This is a genomic window from Streptomyces sp. bgisy159, from assembly GCF_057707805.1.
This window is the reverse complement of the sequence record NZ_JBYIQX010000002.1, coordinates 28909-53844: the sequence shown is the minus strand read 5'-3', so window position 1 is coordinate 53844 and position 24936 is coordinate 28909. Positions and strand designations below refer to the sequence as shown.

Below are 24936 nucleotides of genomic sequence, written 5' to 3'. Positions count from 1 at the left end.
CAGGAGTATGGTCCATTTCCATGCGTGATTCATGGGCCACTCTGGGCGTGGACCTGCACCTGGAAGTCACCGGTCCGCGCGTGCGGCGCGGGCTGACCGACGCGCTGCGCGAGGCCGTCCGCGGCGGCCGGCTCGCCCCCGGCACCCGGCTGCCGTCCTCCCGTTCCCTCGCCACCGACCTGGGTGTCGCGCGCAACACGGTCGCCGGCGCGTACGCCGACCTCGTCGCCGAGGGCTGGCTGACCGCCCGGCAGGGCTCCGGCACGCGGGTCGCCGAGGGCGCGGCCGCGCCCCGGCCGGCCGAGCCGCGGACCGCCCGCCGACGGGAGCCCGGCAGGCCCGCCCACAACCTGATGCCGGGCACCCCCGACCTGTCGTCCTTCCCGCGCGCGGAGTGGCTCAAGGCCGCCCGCCGCGCCCTGAACGCGGCCCCTGCCGACGCCCTCGGCTACGGCGACCCGCGCGGCCGGCCCGAACTGCGTACCGCCCTGGCCGGCTACCTCGCCCGGGCCCGGGGCGTCCGCGCCGACCCCGAGCACATCGTGGTCTGCTCCGGCTTCTCGCACGGCCTGCGTCTCCTCGCCGAGGCCCTGCGCGCCGGCGGACTGCGCGACCTCGCCGTGGAGTCGTACGGCCTCGCACCCCACTGGACCCTGCTGGAACGGGCGGGCCTGCGCACCGTGCCGCTGCCGCAGGACGAACACGGCACACGCGTGGCGGAGCTGCCGGCCGGCGGGGCGGTGCTGCTGACGCCCGCCCATCAGTTCCCGCTCGGGGGCGCCCTGCGGGCCGAGCGGCGCGCCGCCGTCGTGGACCGGGCGCGGCGTACCGGCGGGCTGGTCCTGGAGGACGACTACGACGGGGAGTTCCGCTACGACGCCCGGCAGCCCGTCGGCGCCCTCCAGGACCTCGACCCCGACCACGTCGTGCACCTCGGCACCGCCAGCAAGTCGCTCGCCCCCGGGCTGCGGCTGGGCTGGCTGGTGCTGCCGCCCGCGCTCACCCCCGGGATCACCCGGCTCGCCGCAGCCCGCTCCACCGGCGTCCTCGACCAGTTGACTCTCGCCGAGTTCATCACCTCCGGCGCCTACGACCGCCATGTGCGCGCCTGCCGCCTGCGGTACCGGCGGCGCCGGGACGCCCTCGTCGAGGCCGTCGCCGCCCAGTCGCCCGACGTCCGGGTCACCGGGATGGCCGCCGGGCTGCACGCCGTGCTCCGGCTCCCGCCCGGCACCGAGGAGTCGGTGGTGCGGGCCGCCGCGTGGCAGGGCCTGGCCCTGACGGGCCTGTCCTGGTTCCGTCACCCGGCCGCCACGACCGAGCCGGCGGACGCCGTGGTGGTCGGCTACGGGGCGCCCTCGGACCGGGCCTGGCCGGGCGCGCTGGAGGCGTTGTGCCGCGTACTGCCGTGACGGATCTGGCGGCGGGGGCGGGGGCCGCTCGTACGGGGAGTACCGGCGATCTCTAGGCTGACCTCGGACAGTACCCACGCGCACCGCCGCACAACGCCGCACAACGCCGCGCGAAGACGGCGCGAGCACGGCGCGGGGGAACGCGACAACAGCGCGACGATGCGACGACAGCGCGACGACGGCGCGAGGACAGCGCGCGGGGCAGCCCCCGCGGGACAACGGGGAGACGGGGACATGGCGGAACAGGCACGCAGGCGTTTCAGGTCCGGCACGGTCGTACTCGGCGGCGTGGGGCTGCTCGCGACCGCCCTCACTGCCTGCTCCTCGGCCCCCGACAAGCGCTGCGTCGACCGCAACAGCTACCAGGTCGGCCGCGGTTACAAGGTGACCTCCGACCGGAACTGCAAGACCGGCACCGACAGCTGGTACTACGGCGGCAAGAAGGACGACGGCTGGGTCTGGGGCGGCTCCTTCACCAAGCCCGGCAAGGGCTCCGGCAGTTCGTCGAGCGGCGGCAGCGGAGTCGACCGCGACGGATTCGGCGGCGGCTCCGGCAGCTACGGCGGCTGAGCCGGAGACCCGCGCATGGAACGCCGCACCGTACGACCGCGCCCCGGCTGGCAGCGGACCGTCGAGGAACAGGGCCTGATCTACCCGCTCACCCGCCACCCCGACGGCAACCTGCGCCCCTACTGGGACGAGAGCGCGTACTACGTCTTCTCCCTCGACGAGGTCGAGGCGCTGGAGGAGACCGTCGAGGAACTGCACCGCATGTGCCTCGCCGCCGCCGACCACATCGTCACCACCGGCCGCTTCGCCGACCTCGGCATCACCGACCCGCGCGTCGCCGCAGCGGTCGCCGAGGCCTGGCACCGGCGCGCCGAACTCCCGTCCGTGTACGGCCGATTCGACCTGCGCTACGACGGCACCGGCCCCGCCAAACTGCTGGAGTACAACGCCGACACCCCCACCTCCCTGGTGGAGGCCGCGAGCCCCCAGTGGTTCTGGATGGAGGAACGCTTCCCGGGCGCCGACCAGTGGAACTCCCTCCACGAACGCCTCGTCGCCGCCTGGAAGCGGCAGGCCCCCCTCCTCCCGCCCGGCAGCCCGCTCTACTTCGCGCACTCCGCCGCGGACGAACTCGGCGAGGACCTGATGACGGTCGCCTACCTCAAGGAGACCGCCGAGCAGGCCGGCCTGGACACCGACTGGATCTCCATGGAGGAGATCGGCTGGGACCCCCTCGCGGAACGGTTCGTCGACAACCGGCTCCGCTTCATCCGCAGCTGCTTCAAGCTCTACCCCTGGGAGTGGATGACCCAGGACCGGTTCGCCGACCACGTCCTCGACACCCTGGACAACGGCGGCGGCACCGGCAGCACCCTGTGGATCGAGCCCGCCTGGAAGATGCTGCTCAGCAACAAGGCCCTGCTCGCCGTCCTCTGGGAACTCCACCCCGGCCACCCCAACCTGCTGCCGGCCCACCTCGACGGCCCCCGCGAGCTCGCCGCCACCGGCGGCTACGTCGCCAAGCCGCTGCTGGGCCGGGAGGGCGCCGGTGTCACCGTCCACCCGCCGGGTGCCGACCCGGTCGTCCGCGACGAAGCCTGCTGCTACCAGGGACTCGCTCCCCTCCCCGCCTTCGACGGCAACCACGTCGTCCTCGGCGCCTGGGTCGTCGGCGACGAGTCCGCCGGCCTCGGCATCCGCGAATCCGCCGGCCTGATCACCGACGAGTACGCCCGCTTCCTCCCGCACGTGATCCTCTAGCGGTGAGGGACCAGGGGTCAGGGACCAGGGGCCCGGGGCCCGGGGGGCTGCTCGCGGCAGCGTCCAGGACCTGTCGCGCCCCGGTCGCTCGGTCGCCCGCATGGTGGACCGGCGGCCCTGGCCACCGGGGGCGACGGGTAGGCTGACGACGGGCCGTGACTGGCGCGCTGGGATGGGACGGACCATCGGGGAGCGGCCCTGAGTGATCAAGTGCCGTGCGCCTGGGCCAGCCGAGCATCGTGACCGACACCCGCCACGCCACCCGGAGGCCGACGACATGCCAGACCAGCACCCGTCCACCGAGTCCACCGCCTTCCGCGCCGCCCTGGACGTGATCCGCGCCGTCGAGCCGCGGGTCGCCGACGCCATCGGCCAGGAGGTCGCCGACCAGCGCGAGATGCTCAAGCTGATCGCCTCCGAGAACTACGCCTCCCCGGCCACGCTCCTGGCCATGGGCAACTGGTTCAGCGACAAGTACGCCGAGGGCACCGTCGGCCGCCGCTTCTACGCCGGCTGCCGCAACGTCGACACCGTCGAGTCCCTCGCCGCCGAGCACGCCCGCGAACTCTTCGGCGCCCGCCACGCCTACGTCCAGCCGCACTCCGGCATCGACGCCAACCTGGTCGCCTTCTGGGCCGTCCTCGCCGACCGCGTCGAGGCGCCCTTCCTCCAGAAGACCGGCGTCCGCCAGATCAACGACCTCTCCGAGGCCGACTGGGCCGAGCTGCGCCGAGCCTTCGGCAACCAGCGCATGCTCGGCATGTCCCTGGACGCCGGCGGCCACCTCACCCACGGCTTCCGCCCGAACATCTCCGGCAAGATGTTCGACCAGCGCTCCTACGGCACCGACCCGGCCACCGGCCTCATCGACTACGAGGCACTGCGCGCCCAGGCCCGCGAGTTCAAGCCGCTCATCATCGTCGCCGGCTACTCCGCGTACCCCCGGCTGGTGAACTTCCGGATCATGCGGGAGATCGCCGACGAGGTCGGCGCCACGCTGATGGTCGACATGGCGCACTTCGCCGGCCTGGTCGCGGGCAAGGTCCTCACCGGCGACTTCGACCCGGTCCCGCACGCCCAGATCGTCACCACCACCACCCACAAGTCGCTGCGCGGCCCGCGCGGCGGCATGGTCCTGTGCGACGACTCCCTCAAGGACCAGGTCGACCGCGGCTGCCCGATGGTCCTCGGCGGCCCGCTGCCGCACGTCATGGCCGCCAAGGCGGTCGCTCTGGCCGAGGCGCGGCAGGAGTCCTTCCGCGACTACGCCCAGCGCATCGTCGACAACTCCCGCGCCCTCGCCGAGGGGCTCACGCGCCGGGGCGCCACCCTGGTGACCGGCGGCACCGACAACCACCTCAACCTGATCGACGTGGCCACGTCCTACGGTCTCACCGGCCGCCAGGCCGAGGCCGCGCTGCTGGAATCCGGCATCGTCACCAACCGCAACGCCATCCCCGCCGACCCCAACGGCGCCTGGTACACCTCCGGCATCCGCGTCGGCACGCCCGCGCTGACGACGCGCGGCCTGGGCACGGCGGAGATGGACGAGGTGGCCGGCCTGATCGACCGCGTCCTCACCACCACCGAGGCGGGCACCACGGCCAAGGGCACCCCGTCCAAGGCCGCCCACGTCCTCGACCCCAAGATCGCGGACGAGATCTCCCGCCGGGCCACCGACCTCGTCGCCGGTTTCCCGCTGTACCCGGAGATCGACCTGGGCTGACCCCGGGCCCGGGCGGACCCCGGCGGACCGGCCGGGGTCACGACGGCGGCCGGTCTGTAGGCCGCACGGGCCGCCCCGGGTCGGCCGTGCCGGACGGGACGCGCCGGAAGCCCACGGGCCGGACGCGCCGGTCGGAGCGCCGGCCGGAGGTGCCGGTCAGAGCACTGGCCGGACGTGCCGGTCAGAGCCCGGACCGGGGCCGAGTCAGAACTCCGGACCGGGCACCCGGGGCAGAGCCCTGGGCCGGACACCGGGCCAAGCTCCGGGTCACCGGCCCCGGCCTCCGGCCCCGGTCACCAACCCTGGCCACCGATCCCGGTCACCGGCCCCGGTCACCAACCCTGGCCACCGATCCCGGATACCGATCCCGGCCCCGGACCCTGGCCACCGATCCCGGCCACCGATCCCGGCCACCGATCCGGGTCACCGGCCCGGATCAGAGGTCGATCAGCTCCTGTCGCGGTTCACCGTGCGGCGGTCCCGAGTCCCGCAGGAGTGCCGCACGGCGGATCAGCGCCGTGCCCGCGGCGCCGAGCAGCACACCCACCGCCAGCCCGGGCACGGCCCACCGCAGCGCGCCCGTGCGCCCGGACCCGGTCTGCGCCGTCGGCCGCGCCCGCTCCGCGCCCAGCAGCCCCGACCGCTCCAGCCGGTCGAAGGCCGCACGGGACGCCCGGTGCCAGCGGATGTCGTCGTCCGCCACCTCCGGCGCGGGATCCGACCGCACCCACGGGGTGCCGTCCTCGGCCAGGAACACCTGGTCCTGCCGCTCCAGCGCCACGTCACCACCCGGCGGCCGGCTGGTCCGCGGCCACCCCCCGACCCCGGTCAGCCCCCACACCACCGTCGCCCGGACCGCGGGGTAGCGACCCTCGTCCCACGCCCGTGACACCGGCGTCGTCCCCGTGTACGTGGGCTGCAGCAGCTGCCACAGCCGCGTGAAATCCGGTTCGCCGGACCGCAGGGTCGTCGTCCGGCCCGTGTCACCCCGCGTCACCACCGCCACATCGGGGGCGTCCGGCTGGGGCGGCCGTGCGACCGCCTCGCCCGCAGGCAGCCCCAGCAGCGCCGAGCCGGCCACCAGCGCCACCACCGTGCCCGGCACGAGCCCCCTGCCCCGCGCCCGCACCGGCCCCCGTCGTCTCCCGCTCATACCCGTTCCTCCCCTGGACCCCCCGGCACCCGCCATGCTCTTGTTACACCGCCGGGGGCGGATCGGTTCCCGCCTGTTTCCGGCCAGTTCCGGATCGGCCGCCGCGACCTGAGAGAATGAGGACCATGGCCTCTGACCGCCCACCCGTCGCCCACCACCACCCTCAGGGGAATGGCTCCGCCATGCAGCGTCGTCCGAGAGTGCTCTCCGGAATCCAGCCCACCGCAGGCTCCTTCCACCTCGGCAACTACCTCGGCGCCGTCCGTCAGTGGGTGGCGCTGCAGGAGACCCACGACGCGTTCTACATGGTCGTCGACCTGCACGCGATCACGGTCCCGCAGGACCCGAAGGAGCTGCGCGCCAACACCCGGCTGGCCGCGGCCCAGCTGCTCGCGGCCGGCCTCGACCCCGAGCGCTGCACCCTCTTCGTCCAGAGCCATGTGCCCGAGCACGCCCAGCTCGGCTGGGTGATGAACTGCCTCACCGGCTTCGGCGAGGCGTCCCGCATGACCCAGTTCAAGGACAAGTCCGCCAGGCAGGGCGCCGACCGGGCCTCCGTCGGCCTGTTCACGTACCCGATCCTGCAGGTCGCGGACATCCTGCTGTACCAGGCGCACGAGGTACCGGTCGGCGAGGACCAGCGCCAGCACATCGAGCTGACCCGCGACCTCGCCGAGCGGTTCAACGGCCGGTTCGGCGAGACCTTCACGATCCCGAAGCCGTACATCCTCAGGGAGACGGCGAAGATCTACGACCTCCAGGACCCGGCGATCAAGATGAGCAAGTCGGCATCCACGCCGAAGGGTCTCATCAACCTCCTGGACGAGCCGAAGACGACGGCCAAGAAGGTCAAGAGCGCGGTCACCGACACCGACACGGTCATCCGCTACGACGTCGAGCACAAACCCGGCATCTCCAACCTGCTCACCATCCACTCCACGCTCACCGGCAAGTCGATCGCCGAGCTGGAGCGGGAGTACGAGGGCAAGATGTACGGCGCGCTCAAGACCGACCTGGCTCAGATCATGGTCGACTTCGTGACGCCGTTCCGCGAGCGCACCCAGCAGTACCTGGACGACCCCGAGACGCTCGACTCGATCCTCGCCAAGGGCGCGGAGAAGGCGCGCGCCGTCGCCGCGGAGACGCTCGCGCAGGCGTACGACCGGGTCGGTTTCCTGCCCGCGAAGCACTGAGCCGTAGAGCACACGGCCACCGCCGCCCAACACGGCGGCGGTGGCCGTACAGTCGATAACTGACACCACCCGGCAGTGCCCCTGCCGGGCAGCCCGAGACAGGGAGACGACGTGGGGACCGTAACGATCGGCGTGTCGATCGCGGTCCCGGAGCCTCACGGCAGCCTGCTCCAGGAGCGGCGCGCGGGCTTCGGCGACGCCGCGGCTCACGGCATCCCGACGCATGTCACGCTGCTGCCGCCGACCGAGGTCGACCGGAGCGGCCTGCCGGCCGTCGAGGCGCATCTGACCCGGGTCGCCGGTGCCGGGCGGCCCTTCCCGATGCGGCTGAGCGGCACCGGCACCTTCCGGCCGCTGTCCCCGGTGGTCTTCGTGCGGGTCGTCGAGGGCGGCGAGGAGTGCGCCCGGCTGCAGCAGCAGATCCGCGACGCCTCCGGTCCCGTGGCCCGCGACCTGCTGTTCCCCTACCACCCGCACGTCACCGTGGCGCACGGCATCGACGACGCCGCCATGGACCGGGCCCACGCGGAACTCGCCGACTACGAGGCCGACTGGTCCTGCACCGGCTTCGCCCTCTACGAGCAGGGCCCCGACGGCGTCTGGCGCAAGCTGCGCGAGTACGCCTTCGGCGGTTCGGTCGTGCCGCCGCAGGCGTCCGCGCCGGTCGAGCGGCAGGACACCCTGCCCGCCCACTGAGCCCCCGCCGGACCACTCACAGCGGCAGCCGGCGGAACACCCCGCGCGGCAGGTGCCGCAGCGCGGACATCACCACGCGCAGCACCCCCGGCACCCACACCGTCTCCGAGCGGCGCCGCAGCCCCAGCTCGATCGCCGTCGCCACCGCCTCGGGCGTCGTCGCGAGCGGCGCCTCGGGCAGCCCGGCGGTCATCCGCGACCGCACGAACCCGGGCCGTACGACCATGACGTGCACGCCTGTGCCCTGCAGAGCGTCGCCGAGGCCCTGGGCGAAGGCGTCCAGGCCGGCCTTGCTGGAGCCGTAGATGAAGTTCGCCCGGCGGGCCCGCTCACCGGCGACGGAGGACAGGACGACCAGGGAGCCGTGGCCCTGCGCCTGGAGCGCGCGGGCGCACACCAGACCGGCCGAGACCGCCCCGGTGTAGTTGGTCTGCGCCACGCGCGCGGCGGCGACCGGCTCACGCTCGTCGTGCGCCTGGTCGCCGAGGACGCCGAACGCCAGCAGCACCAGATCGATGTCGCCCTCGGCGAAGACCTTGCCGAGCGCCGCCTCGTGCGCCGCGGGGTCGAGCGCGTCGAAGCCGACGGTGTGCACGTCGGCGCCGAGCGCGCGCAGTTCGTCGGCGGCCTCGTCCCGGGCGGGGGAGGGGCGGCCGGCCAGCCACACCGTGCGCGTGCGGCGCGCGATCAGCAGGCGCGCCGTGGCCAGGGCGATCTCCGACGTACCGCCTAGGACGAGCAGGGACTGGGGGAGACCGAAGGCGTCCTTCACTGCAGCTCCTTACGAGTGAACCGGGTGGGCGGGACCGTTCGCCCTGGACCTGCCGCCCGGGCCGCTACAGCCCCAGCCGGCGGGCCAGGTCGGAGACGAACACCCCGCGCGGGTCGAGCTCGGCGCGCAGGGCGCGGAACTCCTCCAGGCGCGGGTACATCGCGGCGAGCAGGTCCGGCCGCAGCCGGGAGTCCTTGGCCAGGTAGACCCGGCCGCCGGCTCCGGCCACCTCCTCGTCCAGCTCGTCGAGCAGGGCCCCGAGGCCGGGCAGGCCGGCCGGGATGTCCAGGGCGAGCGTCCAGCCGGGGCGCGGGAAGGACAGCCAGCCGGGATCGGCGTCGCCGAACCGCTTGAGCACGGCCAGGAAGGACGGGCAGCGGTGGACGGCGATCCGGGCCACGATCCGGCGCAGCGCCTCCTCCTGGCCGTACCCGACGACGAACTGGTACTGCACGAAGCCGCCCCGGCCGTAGACCCGGTTCCAATGCGGCACGCCGTCCAGGGGGTGGAAGAACGCGGAGATCCGCTGCAGCTCGCCGGTCCGCGCCCGGGGCGCCCCGCGGTACCAGAGGTCGTTGAAGAGGCCAACGGTGCGGCGGGTGAGCAGGCCGTCCGGCAGGAAGGCCGGGGCCGCGGGCAGCCGGCCGGGACGGAACGCCAGCGGGTCACGGCGCGCGCGCATACCCGCGGGCAGGGCGGCCAGGGGCGCGTGGTCCCCCCGGGTGAGCACCGCGCGCCCGGTGGCCGCCCCGCGCGCGAGGAGGTCGATCCAGGCCACCGAGTAGCGGTAGCGGTCGTCCGTGGCGGTCAGCCGGGCCATCAGGTCGTCCAGATCGGCGGCACGCTCGGTGTCGACCGACATCAGGGACGTCTCGACCGGCTGCAGCTCGACCGTCGCGGTGAGGATCACCCCCGTCAGGCCCATCCCGCCCGCCGTCGCGTCGAACAGGGGGGTGCCCGCGCGGACGGTACGGATGGTGCCGTCCGCCGTCAGCAGCTCCATGGAGCGCACATGACGGGCGAAGGAGCCGGAGACGTGGTGGTTCTTGCCGTGGATGTCCGCGCCGATCGCACCGCCGACGGTGACGTAGCGGGTGCCGGGGGTCACCGGCACGAACCAGCCGAGCGGCAGCAGCACCTCCATCAGGCGGTGCAGGGAGACGCCCGCGCCGCACAGGACCGACCCGTCGTCGGCGTCGATGGCGTGGATCCGGTCCAGGCCGGTCATGTCCAGCACGTCGCCGCCCGCGTTCTGCGCCGCGTCCCCGTAGGCCCGGCCCAGGCCCCTCGGGATGCTCCCGCGGGCCCCGCAGTCCCGGACGGCCGCCACGGCCTCCTCGTACGTCCTGGGGCGGACCAGACGGGCGACGGACGGGGCGGTGCGGCCCCAACCGGTGACGGAAGCGGTCTCGGCAGACATGCCGGTGACCGTATCGCGCGCTGTGCGGCGCTTTGTCCGTGCCACAGGGAGCGCTCCCCGAAATGGGTGATTAATGGGATGTCGCTCAATATTGCCGGTGTTCCGGTGGGCCCGGCATGAACAGTGAGTCCACATGGACACGAAGGAAGAGTTGGGCGGGAAGGGCGGCAGGAGGACGCGACGCGGCGTCGATCGCCGGCTCCTCGCCGTGCTCCGCGCCCGCGGCGCCGACCCGGGCGTCGCCGGTGCCGCACGCGCCCTGTCCTGGGCGGGTGAGCACGGGGCGCTGTGGCTCGCGGCGGGGCTGGCCGGGGCCGCCGTGGACGGCGCGCGGCGCGGCGCGTGGTTGCGCGCGACAGCGCTCACCGCGAGCGCGCACGCTGTGAGCATGGGCGTGAAAAGGGTCGTGCGCCGCCCGCGCCCGGCGCACGTCGAGCCCTTGGTGCGCACCGCCGGCCGGCACTCCTTCCCGAGCTCCCACGCCACCTCCGCCGCGGCCGCCGCCGTCGCCTACGGCGCGCTCGGCGCGTACGCCGTCTCGCCGCTCGCCGCAGCGATGTGCCTCTCCCGGCTGGTGGTGGGCGTGCACTACCCGTCGGACGTCGCGGCGGGCGCGGCCCTCGGGGCGCTCGCGGCTTGTGCGGGGGCGCGTTGGGTGAGGCAGGGGGCCGCGGGTGGGGCAGTGGGCCGAAGGGGGTCGGTGATGCCCGTGGGGCGGTCGATGACTCCGATGGTGACTTCGGTGGTGACTCCGGCGATGACTCCGGTGCTGCTGGGGGGCGCACATGTCTGAAGCGGCGCGCCTCGACAACACACCGCGCTTCATCGATACGGCACACGCCGGGGGCACGACGTCGACTGCGAGCCCGGCGCGCACCACCGAGAACGCGCCCCACGTCACGCCGTCACGCCCCACGGACTCCGAAGCACGCCCCGACGTCCGCCCCACCGGACGTACCGGCACCCACCGCGACTCCCAGCCCGCCCCCCATTTCGACGCCCTTCTTGACTCCCGTCCCGCCCCCCGCCCCGACGTGCACCTCGGCTCCCGCCCCGCCTCCCGCTCCGGCGCGTTGCTCGGACAACGCGCCCGGCGTGCGAGCTCCCCACCCCCGCGCTCCCGTCCGGCCGCGCTCCTCGGCGGGCTGCTGCGGACCGCGCGCCCCAAGCAGTGGGTCAAGAACGTGCTGGTGGTCGCCGCGCCGGCGGCCGCGGGGCGACTGTTCTCCTGGCGGTCGCTGGCCGAACTCACCGCCGTCTTCACGCTGTTCACCGCCTGCGCCGCGGCCGTGTACCTGATCAACGACGCCCGGGACGCGGACGCCGACCGCGCGCACCCCACCAAGCGGCACCGGCCGGTGGCCGCCGGGCAGGTGCCGGTCCCGGTCGCCTACGGCGTCGGCGGGGCCCTCGCCGTCCTCGCGCCGTCGCTCGCCGCATGGCTCACCACCCCGGCCGTCGCCGCGCTGCTGACGGCCTACCTCGGCATGCAGTTGGCGTACTGCATCAGTCTGAAGCACGTCCTGGTCGTCGATCTCGTCGTCGTCACCACCGGTTTCCTGATGCGGGCGATGGTGGGCGGACTGGCTCTGGGCATCCCGTTGTCACGCTGGTTCCTGATCACGACGGGTTTCGGCGCGCTGTTCATGGTGGCGGCGAAGCGGTACTCCGAGGCGCTGCAGATGGCCGGGAAGGCGGGAGCCACGCGCGCGTTGCTGACCGAGTACACCGTCGGCTACCTGCGGTTCGTGTGGCAGCTGGCCGCCGGGGTGGCCGTCCTGGGCTACTGCCTGTGGGCGCTGGAGGAGGGCGGGGTGCCGCACACGAGTGTGCTGCCCTGGCGCCAGCTGTCCATGGTGGCGTTCGTCCTGGCCGTCCTGCGCTACGCCGTCTTCGCCGACCGGGGCACCGCCGGCGAACCCGAGGAGGTCGTCCTGGGCGACCGCGCCCTCGCCCTCATCGGTGTGGCCTGGCTGGCGATGTACGGCCTGGCGGTGGCCAATTGGTGAGCCGCCGCAACGGCCGTGCTGCGACCGCGCGCACGCCGTACTCGCCCGTGACCCGCCGTGAGGTGCTCGGCTTCCTCACCGTCGGTGTCCTCGCCTACGCCGCCGATCTGGCCGTCTTCACCGGGCTGCGCGGCCCCGGTGCCCTGGACCCGCTGACCGCGAAGGCACTGTCGTTCCTCGCCGGCTGCACGGTGGCGTACGCGGGGAACACGCTCGGCACCTACCGGGGCCGCCGGGCCTCCCCCTGGCGGCAGTACCCGGTGTTCTTCGCGGTGAACGCCGCCGGAGTCCTCGTGCAACTGCTCTGTCTGACCGTCAGCCACTACGGACTCGGCCTCACCTCGCAGCGCGCCGACACCGTCTCGGGTCTGGGCGTCGGCATGGCGTTGGCCACGGTCCTGCGGTTCTGGGGTACCCGGACATGGGTCTTCCAGGAGGAGGGCAGAGTCGGATCATGGACTGGCTGAAAGGGCTCCCCGTCATCGGGCCGTACGTCACACGCCTGATGACCACGCACGCGTGGCGGTCGTACGAGCGTCTGGACCGGGTGAAGTGGACGCGGCTGGCCGCCGCCATGACGTTCATCAGCTTCATTTCGCTGTTCCCGCTGCTGACGGTCGCCGCCGCCATCGCCGCGGCCACGCTCAGCGAGGAACAGCAGCAGGACCTCCAGGACCGGATCGCCGACCAGGTCCCCGGCATCTCCGACCAGCTGAACATCGACACCCTGGTCGAGAATGCCGGCACCGTCGGACTCATCGCGGGCGCCGTGCTGCTGTTCACCGGCATCAACTGGGTCGGACAGGTGCGGGAGTGCCTGCGCGCGGTGTGGGAGCTGCCGGACAAGCAGGAGAACCCGTTCCTGCACAAGGCGAAGGACATGGGCGTCCTTGTCGGGCTGGGCGGCGCCGTGCTGGTCACGATCGCCGCCTCCACCGTGGCGTCCTGGGCGGTCGGCCGGATCTCCCAGGGGCTCGGCCTGGACGAACACGGCTGGGGCACCCTGCTGCTCCAGATCGCCGCCTTCACCGTCGCCGTCCTCGCCGACGTCCTGATGCTGCTGTACGTTCTCACCCTGCTGCCGGGCGCGGAACCGCCGCGCCGTCGGCTGGTGGTCGCCGCGCTCCTCGGCGGCATCGGCTTCGAACTGCTGAAGCTGCTGCTCAGCAGCTATCTGCAGGGCGTGGCCACGAAGAGCATGTACGGCGCGTTCGGGGTGCCCGTCGCCCTGCTGCTGTGGATCAACTTCACCTCGAAGCTCGTGCTGTTCTGCGCGTCGTGGACGGCGACCGGGAGCGCCCCGGAGCCGGAACCGGAACCGGAACCGGAATCAGAGCTGGAACCGGGATCGAGCGCGGAACCAGAACCGGAATCTGCCCCGGATCAGCAGCACACCCCGGAACACGCAACCGAACCGGAACCCGGTCGGAAGTCGAAGCGGGAGTCGAAGCCGGATAGCGACACGACCCCGGCATCGCCCCCTGCCCGGGCGACGGCCCCTGCCCCTGGCACCCCTGGCACTGCCCCTGCCCCTGCCCCCGCCCCGAACGACGTCAGTGCCGGCGACGTACCAGATCGGGCAGCGGCCAGCGGCGGTTGACCAGGAAGGCGGCGCCCGCGAGCAGTGCGAGGGCGCCCCCGGCGATGCCCAGCGCGACGCCCATTCCGCTGCCGCCGTCCTCGGAGGCGGCGGCGGCCACCGGAGCACCGGAGGCGTTCCCGGCGCCGCCGGCCTCACCGGCGGCGTCCGCCGCCGCGGTGGCGCTGCCCGCACCCGGCTGCGCGGCGCTCTTCGGCGGCACGAGCTGTCCGACGGGCCGCGCCTTGCCCGCCGCCCGGAAGCCCCAGTCGAGGAGCGCGGCGGTCTCCTTGTAGACCTGGTTGTGCTGCGGCTTCTGCGGGTTCATCACCGTGACCAGCAGCACCTTGCCGTTGCGCTCCGCGACGCCGGTGAAGGTGGCGCCCGCGTTGGTGGTGTTGCCGTTCTTGACGCCCGCGATGCCCTGGTACTGGGTGATGTCGTAGTCGCCCGCCAGCAGCCGGTTGGTGTTCTGGATCTCGAAGGTGCCGCGGGTGGTCTTCCCGGTCTTGTCGTCCTTCTTCGTCTCGCCGGGGAACTTGGCCCGCACCGTCGAGCAGTACTCCCTGAAGTCCTTCTTCTGCATTCCGGAGCGGGCGATCAGCGTCAGGTCGTAGGCGGAGGACACCTGGCCGGGCATGTCGTATCCGTCGGGGGAGACGGCGGTGGTGTCGAGGGCCTGGAGCTCCTCGGCGTGCGCGTTCATCTGCTTCACGGTGTCGGCGACGCCGCCGTTCATCGACGACAGCACGTGCACCGCGTCGTTGCCGGAGCGCAGGAAGACGCCGAGCCACAGGTCGTGGACGGTGTACGTCTCGCCCTCCTTTATGCCGACCAGGCTGGAGCCCTCACCCATGCCCGCCAGGTCCTCGGCCGTCACCTTGTGCTGGGTGGTCTTCGGGAAGCGCGGCAGCACGGTGTCCGCGAACAGCATCTTCAGGGTGCTCGCCGGAGGCAGCCGCCAGTGTGCGTTGTGCGCGGCCAGCACCTCGCCCGACTCGGCGTCGGCGACGATCCAGGAGCGGGCGGTGAGGTCCTTCGGCAGCACCGGCGCGCCGTTCGCGAGGTCCACCTGGGTTCCCGGCTGCCCGAGCCGGGCGCCGCCGACGATGGACATCCGCGCCGGCGGGGTCACCGACGGGCTCGCCGACGGGCTCGTCGACGGGCCGGGTGCGGCGACGGCGGCGGGCGCGGTCAGCGCGAGCGACGCGGCGGACGCGAGACAGACGAGGGCGGCGGAGGTGACCTGCAGGGAACGCCTGCCGGAACGCTTCATGGGTGCGGGCACGACGGAGAACGTACCTGCCGTACGACGGGAAGTCCCACCACCCTCCCCACCCCGGTCCGAGGACCGGAGGCCCGGCGGCGATACTGAACGCATGAAGCTCAGCCGCCCCGTCTCCTGGTTCCTGCTCGCCTTCGGGGTGTGGAGCTGGGTCATCTGGGTCACTTTCGTCAAAAACCTGATCAAGGACAGCAGCGGACAGGCCTTCGACGACGGGCAGCCGACCGCGTTCTTCTGGGTGCACCTGACGCTGGCCGTCGTCTCCTTCGTATTGGGGACGGTCATCGGGGGCATCGGGTTGCGCGGACTGCGCGCGCTGCGCCGGACGTCATAGCCGCACTTCCCGGCCGCACTTCCCGGCCGCACTTCCCGGCCGCACTTCCCGGCCGTGCCGCCCGCCCGCGCCTTCCGGCCGTACCTCCTGTCCGTCTCCGGGGAGAACGCGATGGTCCTGCTGTTCGTGCTGGTCGCCCTGGCCGTGCTGGCCGTCGGGGTGGTGGCCAACTGGTACCTGTGGCGGCGTCTGTTCCGCGACACGACCGCCCGCGGGGGCTGGGTGCGGCGCACCGGCGCGGCGGTGATCGCGGGCGGCTGGGCGGCCGCCGTCGGCGCCCTGGTGGCCGAGCGCGCGGGAGCGCCGTTCTGGCTGCAGCGCACGCTGGCCTGGCCGGGCTTCCTGTGGCTGGCGCTGTCGCTCTACCTGCTGCTGGCGATGATCGCGGGCGAGGTGGTACGGCCCCTGCTGCTGAGGTGGCCCCGCAGCCGCGCGGCGGCTCGCGCGGAGGCCCCCCGCCCGCATCCGGAGCCGGTACCGGCCGACGACCGCACACAGCACCGCGAGCCCCCCACCGAGCCCCCCACCGAACCGCCCACCGAACCCCCCGCCGATCCACCCGCCGGGCCCCCCACCGAACCCCCCGCAGACTCGACACCCTCCGGCGTACCACCGGCCGCGGACCGGGCACGCGACCCGGAGCCCACCCCCGCACCCGGCTCCGAGCCGCCCCCCGCAGGCGACCCCCGATCGCCCTCCGGCGGCGACCCCGCGTCGCCCCCCGCCGACGACTCCGAGCCGACGCGGGAAGCGCCCCCCGCCCCGGCGCCCTCCCGTCGGCTGTTCGTCTCCCGCGTCCTCGCCGGTACGGCGGCCGCCGTCGCCGTCGGCACCGTCGGCTACGGCACGTACGGCGTCCTGCGCGGCCCCAGCGTCAAGCGGGTCACCGTCCCGCTGGCCAAGCTGCCGCGAGCCGCACATGGCTACCGGATCGCGGTGGTCAGCGACATCCACCTCAGCCCGGTCCTCGGCCGCGGGTTCGCCGAGAAGGTCGTCGAGACCGTCAACGCCACCCAGCCCGACCTGATCGCGGTGGTCGGCGACCTGGTCGACGGCAGCGTGAAGGACCTGGGCCCGGCCGCCGCGCCCCTGTCCCGGCTGACGGCACGACACGGCAGCTACTTCGTCACCGGCAACCACGAGTACTTCTCCGGCGCCGAGCAATGGGTCGAGGAGGTACGGCGGCTCGGGCTGCGCCCGCTGGAGAACGACCGTACGGAGATGCCCTGGTTCGACCTGGCCGGCGTCAACGACGTGGCGGGCGAGAGGGAGGGCCGGGGCCCGGACTTCGCCAGGGCGCTCGACGACCGCGACCCGGCACGCGCGTGCGTGCTCCTCGCCCACCAGCCCGTGCAGGTCCACGAGGCGGTCCGCCACGGCGTCGACCTCCAGTTGTCCGGGCACACCCACGGCGGCCAGCTCTGGCCGGGCAACCTCGTCGCCGCCGCCGCGAACCCGACGGTGGCGGGCCTGGAGCGGTACGGCGACACGCAGTTGTACGTCACCCGCGGCGCGGGCGCGTGGGGGCCGCCGACCCGGGTGGGCGCTCCGTCGGACATCACGGTGGTCGAACTGGCTTCACCGCGGGCGTGAGCGCGCGACGAGCGCCGTGAGCACCGCGGGCGGGCGGCCGCCGGTGCACCCGAACTCCCCGGCACCTCGGGTGCTTTGGGCGCCGTCCTTGTGCGGTGATGACGGGATATGTGCGATGTGGTGTGCAGGCTGTGAAACCCGGCCGAAACAGCGCGTCGGTAAGTTCTCTCTCATCTCGCAAGAATCCTCTTCCGCCGCACGAAACACGTGTGATTAGGTGTGCCCGCCACTAATAGGGGAGTGGCTTGTTTGTAGTGCCGGGCTCCATGGCGGGCCTGGGGAGGGTAGGCACCACCATGCGATCGGTTCGCATGCGGATTCTCGTGACGCTGCTCGTACTGGCCGTCGTCGGGATCGGCGGCTGGCAGCTGCTGCCGCAGGAGCAGGACGACGGAAAGACCATCAAGGTCGGCACGACGGACACCATCACCTCGCTCGACCCGGCCGGCGCCTACGACGCCGGCTCCTGGGCGTTGTTCAGCAATGTGTTCCAGTCGCTGCTGACGTACGACACGGGCGGTGTGTCGCCGGTGCCTGACGCGGCCAAGGAGTGCGGCTTCAGCGGCGGGCTGACGACGTACCAGTGCGAGCTGCGCGACGGTCTGACGTTTCCCAGCGGGCGCGAGATGACCGCCGAGGACGTGAAGTTCTCGTTCGACCGGGTCAAGAAGATCAATTCGGAGGTCGGTCCGGCCTCGCTGTTCTCCACGCTGAAGTCGGTCGACGCGGACGGTGCCAAGGTCACCTTCCACCTGTCGTCCCCCGACGCCACCTTCCCGTTCAAGGTGGCCACCGGCGCCGGCTCCATCGTCGACAGCAGCCGCTACCCGGCGGACAAGATCCGCGAGGACGACGAGGTCGACGGCACCGGCCCGTACGAGCTCACCGGCTACACCGAGGGCGAGAAGGCGGAGCTGAAGCCCAACTCCCGCTACAAGGGCGCCGTCCAGACCGGCAGCCCCGTCGAGCTGCGCTTCTACGAGGACTCCGAGGCACTGGACGCCGCCTGGAAGGAGCGTGACGTCGAGGCCGCCACCCGGCAACTGCCGCCGAAGACGCTGGCGTCGCTGAACGGCAGCGACCCCGACCAGCGGGTCACCGAGGCCGACAGCGCCGAGACCCGCAACCTGTACCTCAACACCCGTTCCTCCTCGCCGCTGCACGACGTGAAGGTCCGTCAGGCGATGGCCTGGCTGATCGACCGCGAGCGGCTCGCGAGCAGCGTCTACGACAACACCGTCGACCCGCTGTACTCGCTGATCCCGACCGGCATCACCGGCCACACCACGTCGTTCTTCGACGACTACCCGGCCCAGAACCCGCAGAAGGCCCGGGAACTGCTCACCGACGCCGGAGTGGAACTCCCGGTCCGCTTCACCTACGGCTACGGCCAGGGCCGTGGCGCCGCCGAGGCGGAGGCCAAGGAGCTGAAGCGGCAGTTGGAGGCCGGCGGGCTGTTCGAGGTGACCGTCAAGGGCTACGAGTGGACCGACTTCCAGAAGCGGTGGGCGACGGGCAAGCTCGACGCGTACGCCGTCGGCTGGTTCCCGGACTACCCGGACCCAGACACCTTCGGCGCCCCACTGATCGGCACCGACTCCACGATGAGCACCGGCTACAGCAGCAAGAAGGTCGACCGGTTGATCCGGGCCAGCCAGCAGTACGCCGACCGCAGCCGGGTCGACGGCGACTTCCGCAAGGTCCAGGAGGCCGTTGCCGAGGACGTGCCGGTGATCCCGCTGTGGCAGCGCAAGGAGTACGTCGTCACCAGCGAGGCCGTCGGCGGCGGACAGTACCTCGCGGACGGCAACGGCATCTTCCGCCTCTGGAAGCTCACCTGGATATAGGGCCTGTTGCCAAAGTCCCGCCTGCGCCCGGCTCCGTCGCCGTGCGGGCATACCGGTGTCCCCGGCAGGCCGTCCCGTCGGTGAACGGCCGTCGGGCCGGTCCGGACGCCTGGCCGCCCGGCGCCCCCGGCGGCGAGTCGGCCCGGCAGGGCGGGCGTGACCGGCCCGCCCCCGGCGACAGGGGAGCGAGGCTCGGGAGTGACAGGACAGGTACGGGGATCACGGGGACGGCGCGCGGGCAGGCCGGAGCGCGCACTGGACCCCCAGGCCGGGCCGGTGGCCCGATTCGCCTGGGAACTGCGGCAGTTGCGCACCCGCGCGGGCGCGCCCAGCTACCGGGAGCTGGCCCGTCGGGCCCATTACTCCGCCAGCACCCTGGCCGAAGCGACGAAGGGCAGCCGGCTGCCCACCCTCGACGTCGCGGTGGCCCTCGCCGAGGCGTGCGGCGGCGACCGGGAGGAGTGGGCGGCCCGCTGGCGGGCGGCGGCCCGAGGCCGGACCGGCACGCGGGCCGCCACACAGGCCGCCACACAGCCCGCCACGCGGTCCGGTCGTGGAGCACCGGGGCCGGACCGGCCGGTGGCGCGGCGGGAGTGCCCGTATCCGGGGCCGCGTCCCTTCACCGCGCGGGACGCACCGGGTTTCTTCGGCCGTGAGGAGCCGGTCCGGCGACTGATCGACCTGGTGACCGGGGACGAGACGCCCGGCCCGGTCGTGCTGTCCGGGCCCTCCGGCAGCGGCAGGACCTCACTGCTGCACGCGGGTCTGCTGCCCGCGCTCGGCCCGGACTGGCTCCACCTCGCCCTCACCCCGTCCCGCGACCCTCTCGGCGCGCTCGCCGGCGCCGTCGAGGACCTGACCGGCGGGGGCGGTCCCCCGACCCCGCGCGAGGCGTTCACCGACGACCCCAAGGCCCTGTACCTGGCGCTGAGCGGCCTGTTGCTGTGCCGTCCGCCCGGCACCCGGGTGCTGGTGACGGTCGACCGGTTCGAAGAGGCCGTCCTCGCCGGGAACGTCCCCGCCGCCGAGCGCGACGCGTTCCTGGCGCAGCTCGCCCACACAGCCCGGGCCGGCGACGACCGCCTGCGCGTGGTCGTCGCGCTGAGGTCCGACGCCCGCACGCCGGCCGCGTGGGGGGAGACCGCCCGCGTGGATCTGGCGCCGCTCCGCGCCGACGACCTGCGCCGTGCCGTCGTCGGACCCGCCGAGGCGGCCGGCCTGACGGTCGAGGCCGCCCTGGTGGACGCGCTCCTGGCGGACCTGGACGGACAGCCCGGCGCCCCGGCCCTGCTGTCGGACGCGCTGCGCCGCGCGTGGGAGCGCCGTACCGACGGCGTGCTGCGGCTGGCCGGCCACCTCGCGGAGGGAGGTGTCGGTGCCGCCGTGGCCCGGACCGCCGAACGGGAGTACGCGGCGCGTAGGCCGGACGAACGGCGTCTCCTGCGCGCCCTGTTCGTCCGGCTGACCGCCCTCGGGGACGGCACCGACGACACCCCGCGCCGGGTCGACCGGGAGGAACTGCGCGGCCTGGCACCGCGCGGGAACCTCGACCGGCTCCTCGGTGAACTGGCCGGCGCCCGCCTCGTCGTCCTCGACGCGGGCACGGTGGAGCCCGCGCACGCGGCGGTCGTCACCGCCTGGCCCAGGCTGCGCCACTGGCTGGCCCACGACCGCGACGGCCTGCGCACCCACCGTCGGCTGACCGAGGCCGCCGGGGAGTGGAGCGCGGCGGGCCGCCACCCCGGCGCGCTGTACCGGGGTGTGCGGCTGGCCGCCGCGCGGTCCTGGGCCCGGGAGCACCCGGCGGAGCTCAACGCCCGCGAGCGTGCCTTCCTGACCGCCTCCCGTACGGCCGAGCGGCGCCGCCGCTGGGCCGTACGCCTGCTGATAGCCACCGTGAGCGCGCTGGCCCTGCTGGCCGGCGTCATGGCGCTGCGCGCCGTTCTCGACGACCGCGCCGCGCCCACCGACCGCCGGGCGACGGGAGCCTCCCCCACAACGGCCACGACCGCCACGTCCTCCACGGCGGCTGTGGCCGGTACGCCTACCCGGGCGGCCACGACCGCCACGTCCCCCTCGGCGGCTACGGCCGGTACGCCCCTCACGGCGGCCACGCCCGGCACGACCCCCGCGGAAGGCCCACAGCGCGCGACCGGCGGCCGGTCCGCCGACTGCCCGGCCCTCGCCCGCGCGTCCGGACCACCGGGACGACGACCCGGCCCGGACAACCCCGCGGACCGTACCCGACAACCCATCTGACCGGCACCGACGCATTGTCGGGTTGTCAGGTTGTCCGCGCCCGGCCCGGAAAGCTACCGGACAACTCCCCGGCGCCCTTCCCTGGAACCAGTCGCTTCCCGGGCCGGGCCCCACCGCCCGCCACGGGTCGAGCGCCGTTCCGCCCTTCCCACCCTGCGTACGACACCCGCGAAGGAGTTCCGCACCATGGGCCGCACCAAGCACGCGCTGGGCGCCACGGCCGTCACGGCGGCCGCCCTGCTGCTGGGCGCATGCGCCGCGAACCCGCCCGCGCCCGCCGACCGCACGCCCACCGACCGCACGCCGGCCGGTGCGCCCCTGTCGGCGGCCCAGAAGGCGACCCTGCACCGCGCGGAGGAGCGCCTGGTCCACCGTTGCATGCAGGACCAGGGCTGGACCTACCGGGAGCAGCCCCCCGACGCGCAGGCCGAGGCCGAGGGCGCCGGGCGCAGCTTCCCGTACCTGGTGGACGACGTCGCCTGGGCGAAGAAGTACGGCTACGGCGACGCGTTCACGCCGAACCCCGGAACCGGACCGGACGGGAAGACGGACGCGCCCTCCCGGACCGCGCAGGGCGCCCCGGCGCGGCCGTCGGCCGCCTGGACACGCGCGCTCTACGGCACGGGCCGCCAGGTGTCGGTGGAACTGCCCGGCGGCGGCCGGCTCAGCACGAGCGACCGCGGGTGCCTGGCCTCCGCCCGCAAGACCCTCTACGGGGACCTCGAACGCTGGTTCCCGGCCCGGAGGATCACGGACAACATCGACGTGTTCGTCCGCCAGCGCGTCCGCGACGACCGCGCCTTCACGGACGCCGTCGCCGCCTGGAGCCGGTGCGCCCGCACCCACGGGCACGACGTCGGCTCACCCGGCGAACTGCGCGAGGAACTCGACCGGCGCGTCACGGGCCGGACACCCGCCGAGGCGCGGGCGCTGGAGGTCGCCACCGCCGTCGTCGAGGCGACCTGCGCCCGGTCCTCCGGCATGGCCCGCACCGTGCGGGAGCGGGAGGCGTACTGGCGCCCCCGCCTGCGCGCACAGTTCCGCGAGGAACTCGACGACCTGGTCCGCCTGGAGCGGGCGGCTCTGCCGGAGGCGGCCACCGTCCTCCGCGGTGCCGCCCCCACCTCCTGACGGGCCGACACCCCACCGCACATCCACACCCTCACGAAGGAGAACCATCATGCGACGAGCCCTTCTCGGAACGGTCGCGGCGGCGGCGCTGGCGGCAGTCGGCGTGCTGCTCCCCGCCTCCACCGCGTCGGCCGCCCTCGGCGACTGCCCGCAGGGCCAGTTCTGCGTCTGGGACGACGACGACTACACCGGCGCCCGCATGGGCTGGACCGGCAACGACTCCAACTGGCACGACAACGGCTGGGGCGACCGCGCCGAGTCGCTGTACAACAACGGCACGCCGGCGACGTACGACGACGTCCGTGTGTACATGGACGTCAACTACGTCAACGAGGACCTCTGCGTCGTCCGCGGCGACTACTACGACTGGGGCATGAACGACAACGACTACTCCTCGCACAAGTGGACCTCGTCCTGCTGACCGGCTGATCCACCGCGAGCGGGCCGTCGGGCCGCCGGAACACCCGTTCCGGCGGCCCGACGCCGTGGCGGGCGACCGGCCGCGGCGGGCTCCGGCACCGTCAGCCGCAGGCCTGCGCGCGCGGCGGGAGCAGGACCGTGACGGTCAGGCCCTCGCCCGGCGCCGTACGCACCGTCACCTCGCCGTGGTGGGCCTCGACGACGCCCTGGACGATGGCCAGGCCCAGGCCGCTGCCCGCGCCGCTGCCCGCCCGGAAGAAGCGGTCGAAGACCCGGGCCGCGTCCTCCGGGGACAGCCCCGGGCCCTTGTCCGCCACCGACAGCCGCACCACGCCGTCCACCCGCCGCACACCCAGGTGCACCGGCACGTGGCGGGGCGTGTGCGTGCGGACGTTGGCGACCAGGTTGCCGAGCACCTGGCGCAGCCCGGACTCGTCGGCGCTGACCAGGACCGTGCCGTCGGCGGACACGGACACCGGCCGGTCCGGCTGCTGCGCGCGCAGGTCCTGCGCCGCGTCCCGCACCAGCCGGCTCACGTCGACCTGGCGCAGCCGCAGCTCGGGCCGCTGGTCCAGGCGGGCCAGCGTGAGGAGTTCGTCGACCAGCCGGCCCATGCGGTCCACCTCGCCGTTCATCCGGTCCCAGGCCCGCCGCCGCTCGTCGGGGTCGCGGAGCATGCCCTGGTCGTACAGCTGCAGATAGCCCCGGATCGCGGACAGCGGCGTGCGCAGTTCGTGCGAGGCGTCCGCGACGAACCGGCGCAGCTGGGCCGCGCTGCGCTCGCGCGTACGGTACGCCGCCTCCACCTGGTGCAGCATCGAGTTCAGCGCCAGCCGCAGCTGCTCGACCTCCTGGGTGGGATGGTGGCTGGACGGCACCCGCCGGGTCAGATCGCCCTCCGCGATCGCCGACGACGTCTCCACCATGTCCTCCAGCGGCCGCAGCCGCCGCCTGACGCTGAACAGCGTCAGGCAGGCCAGCAGGGCCAGCAGCAGCGTGCCCGTCGCCAGGTCCAGTCTCAGGGCCTTCGCTATGCCCTTGTGCAGGCCGTCGGTGGAGGTGGCCAGCAGGACGTAGGTGCCGTCGGCGAGCCGGGTCGCGGTCGCCCGGTACGGGGCGTCGCGCACCCGCACGTCCCGGGGCGCCGGCTCGCGGGTCAGGGCGTCCGGGTCGGCCACGGCGGCCGCGAGGTCCCGCTGGGCGTCGGTCACGGTCCCGCCGAACAGGGACAGGGGGGCGCCCCGGGCGTCGACGGCGGTGAAGACGGAGTCGGGCGCGGGCCGGTCGTCGCCCTCCTGCGGGGCGATGCGCTCCCGGACGAACGACAGCACGCTCAGCGAGTCGATCTGCCGCACCGTCAGCCGGGCACTGGCCAGCGAGTCGCGGGTCTTGATCAACTCCGAGTCGATCTGCCCGATCAGGTAGTGCCGCATGCCCATCAGGCTGACCGCGGTGGCCGCGACGACGCCGAGCGCGAGCAGCGCCACGTTCGCCAGCGTCAGCTGCACCCGCAGGGAGTGCATCCCCCGCCTCATGCCAGCCCGTACCCCACCCCGCGCCGGGTGGTGATCATCGGCGGGCCCAGGACGGCCAGCTTGCGCCGCAGATAGCTGATGTAGGTCTCCACGACGGTCGACTCGGGCGGCGTGTGCTCGTACTGCCAGACGTGCCGCAGCAGTTGCTCCTTGGACACGATCCGGCCGCCGTTGCGCACCAGGAAGCGCAGCAGCGCGTACTCCGTCGGGGTCAGCTCGACGGTGCGGCCCGCGCGGTGGACGCTGTACGTCGTCTCGTCCAGCTCCAGATCGCCGTACCGCAGCGGCGGCCGCTGCGGCAGCACGTCCGCCGGGGGGCGGGTGCGGCGCAGCACCGCCCTGATGCGGGCGACGACCACGTCGATGTCGAACGGCTTGGTGATGTAGTCGTCGCCGAAGCCGAGCGCGCCCACGATCTCGCCGGGGGCGTCCCGCGCGGTGAGGAACACCAGCGCCGTCTGCGGCCGGTCGGCGCGCAGCCGCCGGCCCAGGGCGCGGCCGTCGCCGTCCGGCAGCATGACGTCCAGCAGGGCCACGTCGGGCCGGGTGCGCTCGGCCAGGGCGAGCGCCTCGCGGACCGTGCCCGCGGTCATGACCTCGAAGCGGTGGTAGCGCAGGGCGATGGCGAGGACGTCCGCGATGCTCGGTTCGTCCTCCACGACCAGCACGGTCCCGGGAGCCGTCGACATGCCCCCAGTATCGGTGCGCCCACCGACAACGCGGACCGTTCCCGCTTTGGAGTTCCTTGAGAGTCCGGGCGGCCGGCGGGCACGCGCGCGTAGGGCCGCCCATGCTGGTGCGC

At 73.8% G+C, this 24936-nt stretch carries 20 protein-coding genes, 2 pseudogenes and 1 riboswitch; of the genes and pseudogenes, 16 read left to right on the top strand and 6 right to left on the bottom strand.

Going from position 1 to position 24936, the window contains the following annotated elements; translation table 11 throughout:
* Positions 1 to 20: 20 nt before the first annotated feature.
* The 4 genes from pdxR to AC3ET3_RS02240 all read left to right on the top strand — a co-directional run bounded on the left by pdxR (position 21) and on the right by AC3ET3_RS02240 (position 4908).
* On the top strand, positions 21 to 1412 hold the full coding sequence (pdxR, locus tag AC3ET3_RS02255) for a MocR-like pyridoxine biosynthesis transcription factor PdxR (protein WP_435611520.1): 1392 nt from the start codon (positions 21 to 23) through the stop codon (positions 1410 to 1412).
* Between the two features lie 234 nt (positions 1413 to 1646).
* Positions 1647 to 1982 carry a hypothetical protein gene (locus AC3ET3_RS02250; protein ID WP_432134895.1) on the top strand — a complete coding sequence of 112 codons (336 nt, stop codon included), beginning with the start codon at positions 1647 to 1649 and terminating at the stop codon, positions 1980 to 1982.
* 15 nt (positions 1983 to 1997) lie between these two features.
* A complete protein-coding gene (locus AC3ET3_RS02245; RefSeq protein WP_432134894.1) occupies positions 1998 to 3182 on the top strand; it encodes a glutathionylspermidine synthase family protein in 1185 nt (394 codons plus the stop codon).
* A gap of 145 nt (positions 3183 to 3327) precedes the next feature.
* A riboswitch (ZMP/ZTP riboswitch) is annotated at positions 3328 to 3416 on the top strand.
* A gap of 43 nt (positions 3417 to 3459) precedes the next feature.
* Entirely contained in the window at positions 3460 to 4908 is a 1449-nt protein-coding gene (locus AC3ET3_RS02240; RefSeq protein ID WP_432134893.1) for a glycine hydroxymethyltransferase, read from the top strand.
* A gap of 436 nt (positions 4909 to 5344) precedes the next feature.
* On the opposite strand, the gene AC3ET3_RS02235 is transcribed toward AC3ET3_RS02240, so the two are convergent.
* A complete protein-coding gene (locus tag AC3ET3_RS02235; RefSeq protein ID WP_432134892.1) occupies positions 5345 to 6061 on the bottom strand; it encodes a hypothetical protein in 717 nt (238 codons plus the stop codon).
* Positions 6062 to 6243: 182 nt separating this feature from the next.
* On the opposite strand from AC3ET3_RS02235, the gene trpS reads away from it, so the two are divergent.
* Positions 6244 to 7254, top strand: a complete 1011-nt coding sequence (trpS, locus tag AC3ET3_RS02230) for a tryptophan--tRNA ligase (protein ID WP_432135023.1) — start codon at positions 6244 to 6246, stop codon at positions 7252 to 7254.
* 111 nt (positions 7255 to 7365) lie between these two features.
* Complete coding sequence (locus tag AC3ET3_RS02225; protein WP_432134891.1) at positions 7366 to 7950, top strand: 2'-5' RNA ligase family protein; 585 nt, start codon at positions 7366 to 7368, stop codon at positions 7948 to 7950.
* Positions 7951 to 7966: 16 nt separating this feature from the next.
* Here AC3ET3_RS02225 and dprE2 read toward each other — a convergent pair whose 3' ends face one another.
* Together dprE2 and dprE1 are read right to left on the bottom strand one after the other, a co-directional pair.
* Positions 7967 to 8722 carry a decaprenylphospho-beta-D-erythro-pentofuranosid-2-ulose 2-reductase gene (gene dprE2 / locus AC3ET3_RS02220; RefSeq protein WP_432134890.1) on the bottom strand — a complete coding sequence of 252 codons (756 nt, stop codon included), beginning with the start codon at positions 8720 to 8722 and terminating at the stop codon, positions 7967 to 7969.
* 64 nt (positions 8723 to 8786) lie between these two features.
* On the bottom strand, positions 8787 to 10142 hold the full coding sequence (gene dprE1, locus AC3ET3_RS02215; RefSeq protein ID WP_435611519.1) for a decaprenylphosphoryl-beta-D-ribose oxidase: 1356 nt from the start codon (positions 10140 to 10142) through the stop codon (positions 8787 to 8789).
* A 133-nt stretch (positions 10143 to 10275) separates the two neighbouring features.
* Between dprE1 and AC3ET3_RS02210 the strand changes: the two are divergent.
* The 4 genes and pseudogenes from AC3ET3_RS02210 to AC3ET3_RS02195 all read left to right on the top strand — a co-directional run.
* Positions 10276 to 10812 (top strand): annotated as a pseudogene (locus AC3ET3_RS02210) (phosphatase PAP2 family protein); the annotation flags it as partial.
* Between the two features lie 403 nt (positions 10813 to 11215).
* Complete coding sequence (locus tag AC3ET3_RS02205) at positions 11216 to 12151, top strand: decaprenyl-phosphate phosphoribosyltransferase (protein ID WP_435611621.1); 936 nt, start codon at positions 11216 to 11218, stop codon at positions 12149 to 12151.
* Positions 12148 to 12618, top strand: coding sequence for a GtrA family protein (locus AC3ET3_RS02200; protein ID WP_432155382.1), 471 nt, complete (start codon positions 12148 to 12150; stop codon positions 12616 to 12618). The genes AC3ET3_RS02205 and AC3ET3_RS02200 overlap by 4 nt, the downstream gene beginning before the upstream one ends.
* Positions 12606 to 13466, top strand: a pseudogene (locus AC3ET3_RS02195) (YihY/virulence factor BrkB family protein); the annotation flags it as partial. The gene AC3ET3_RS02200 and the pseudogene AC3ET3_RS02195, both read left to right, overlap by 13 nt.
* Before the next feature lie 238 nt (positions 13467 to 13704).
* On the opposite strand, the gene AC3ET3_RS02190 reads toward AC3ET3_RS02195, so the two are convergent.
* Complete coding sequence (locus AC3ET3_RS02190; protein ID WP_435611620.1) at positions 13705 to 15006, bottom strand: D-alanyl-D-alanine carboxypeptidase family protein; 1302 nt, start codon at positions 15004 to 15006, stop codon at positions 13705 to 13707.
* Between the two features lie 103 nt (positions 15007 to 15109).
* Between AC3ET3_RS02190 and AC3ET3_RS02185 the strand changes: the two genes are divergently transcribed.
* The 6 genes from AC3ET3_RS02185 to AC3ET3_RS02160 all read left to right on the top strand — a co-directional run bounded on the left by AC3ET3_RS02185 (position 15110) and on the right by AC3ET3_RS02160 (position 22600).
* Positions 15110 to 15349 carry an SCO4848 family membrane protein gene (locus AC3ET3_RS02185; protein WP_432155379.1) on the top strand — a complete coding sequence of 80 codons (240 nt, stop codon included), beginning with the start codon at positions 15110 to 15112 and terminating at the stop codon, positions 15347 to 15349.
* A 111-nt stretch (positions 15350 to 15460) separates the two neighbouring features.
* Positions 15461 to 16942, top strand: coding sequence for a metallophosphoesterase (locus AC3ET3_RS02180; RefSeq protein ID WP_435611619.1), 1482 nt, complete (start codon positions 15461 to 15463; stop codon positions 16940 to 16942).
* 311 nt (positions 16943 to 17253) lie between these two features.
* Entirely contained in the window at positions 17254 to 18789 is a 1536-nt protein-coding gene (locus AC3ET3_RS02175; protein WP_432134886.1) for an ABC transporter substrate-binding protein, read from the top strand.
* A gap of 276 nt (positions 18790 to 19065) precedes the next feature.
* Positions 19066 to 21048 carry an nSTAND1 domain-containing NTPase gene (locus AC3ET3_RS02170; RefSeq protein ID WP_435611518.1) on the top strand — a complete coding sequence of 661 codons (1983 nt, stop codon included), beginning with the start codon at positions 19066 to 19068 and terminating at the stop codon, positions 21046 to 21048.
* Positions 21049 to 21234: 186 nt separating this feature from the next.
* Positions 21235 to 22179, top strand: a complete 945-nt coding sequence (locus tag AC3ET3_RS02165) for a hypothetical protein (RefSeq protein WP_432134884.1) — start codon at positions 21235 to 21237, stop codon at positions 22177 to 22179.
* 49 nt (positions 22180 to 22228) lie between these two features.
* Positions 22229 to 22600 carry a peptidase inhibitor family I36 protein gene (locus AC3ET3_RS02160; protein WP_432134883.1) on the top strand — a complete coding sequence of 124 codons (372 nt, stop codon included), beginning with the start codon at positions 22229 to 22231 and terminating at the stop codon, positions 22598 to 22600.
* A 100-nt stretch (positions 22601 to 22700) separates the two neighbouring features.
* Here the strand turns inward: AC3ET3_RS02160 and AC3ET3_RS02155 are convergent, their stop codons facing one another.
* Together AC3ET3_RS02155 and AC3ET3_RS02150 are read right to left on the bottom strand one after the other, a co-directional pair.
* Positions 22701 to 24122 (bottom strand): sensor histidine kinase, encoded by a 1422-nt coding sequence (locus tag AC3ET3_RS02155; RefSeq protein ID WP_432134882.1) that lies wholly within the window; start codon positions 24120 to 24122, stop codon positions 22701 to 22703.
* Between the two features lie 8 nt (positions 24123 to 24130).
* Positions 24131 to 24823, bottom strand: coding sequence for a response regulator transcription factor (locus AC3ET3_RS02150; RefSeq protein ID WP_435611517.1), 693 nt, complete (start codon positions 24821 to 24823; stop codon positions 24131 to 24133).
* Positions 24824 to 24936 lie beyond the last annotated feature (113 nt).

Excerpts from the sequence above, each read along its gene's own strand:
- pdxR (WP_435611520.1), top strand. The coding sequence starts at position 21 with ATGCGTGATTCATGGGCCACTCTGGGCGTGGACCTGCACCTGGAAGTC.
- AC3ET3_RS02250 (WP_432134895.1), top strand. The coding sequence starts at position 1,647 with ATGGCGGAACAGGCACGCAGGCGTTTCAGGTCCGGCACGGTCGTACTC.
- AC3ET3_RS02245 (WP_432134894.1), top strand. The coding sequence starts at position 1,998 with ATGGAACGCCGCACCGTACGACCGCGCCCCGGCTGGCAGCGGACCGTC.
- AC3ET3_RS02240 (WP_432134893.1), top strand. The coding sequence starts at position 3,460 with ATGCCAGACCAGCACCCGTCCACCGAGTCCACCGCCTTCCGCGCCGCC.
- AC3ET3_RS02235 (WP_432134892.1), bottom strand. The coding sequence starts at position 6,061 with ATGAGCGGGAGACGACGGGGGCCGGTGCGGGCGCGGGGCAGGGGGCTC.
- trpS (WP_432135023.1), top strand. The coding sequence starts at position 6,244 with ATGCAGCGTCGTCCGAGAGTGCTCTCCGGAATCCAGCCCACCGCAGGC.
- dprE1 (WP_435611519.1), bottom strand. The coding sequence starts at position 10,142 with ATGTCTGCCGAGACCGCTTCCGTCACCGGTTGGGGCCGCACCGCCCCG.
- AC3ET3_RS02190 (WP_435611620.1), bottom strand. The coding sequence starts at position 15,006 with ATGAAGCGTTCCGGCAGGCGTTCCCTGCAGGTCACCTCCGCCGCCCTC.
- AC3ET3_RS02185 (WP_432155379.1), top strand. The coding sequence starts at position 15,110 with ATGAAGCTCAGCCGCCCCGTCTCCTGGTTCCTGCTCGCCTTCGGGGTG.
- AC3ET3_RS02180 (WP_435611619.1), top strand. The coding sequence starts at position 15,461 with ATGGTCCTGCTGTTCGTGCTGGTCGCCCTGGCCGTGCTGGCCGTCGGG.
- AC3ET3_RS02175 (WP_432134886.1), top strand. The coding sequence starts at position 17,254 with ATGCGGATTCTCGTGACGCTGCTCGTACTGGCCGTCGTCGGGATCGGC.
- AC3ET3_RS02165 (WP_432134884.1), top strand. The coding sequence starts at position 21,235 with ATGGGCCGCACCAAGCACGCGCTGGGCGCCACGGCCGTCACGGCGGCC.
- AC3ET3_RS02160 (WP_432134883.1), top strand. The coding sequence starts at position 22,229 with ATGCGACGAGCCCTTCTCGGAACGGTCGCGGCGGCGGCGCTGGCGGCA.
- AC3ET3_RS02155 (WP_432134882.1), bottom strand. The coding sequence starts at position 24,122 with ATGCACTCCCTGCGGGTGCAGCTGACGCTGGCGAACGTGGCGCTGCTC.
- AC3ET3_RS02150 (WP_435611517.1), bottom strand. The coding sequence starts at position 24,823 with ATGTCGACGGCTCCCGGGACCGTGCTGGTCGTGGAGGACGAACCGAGC.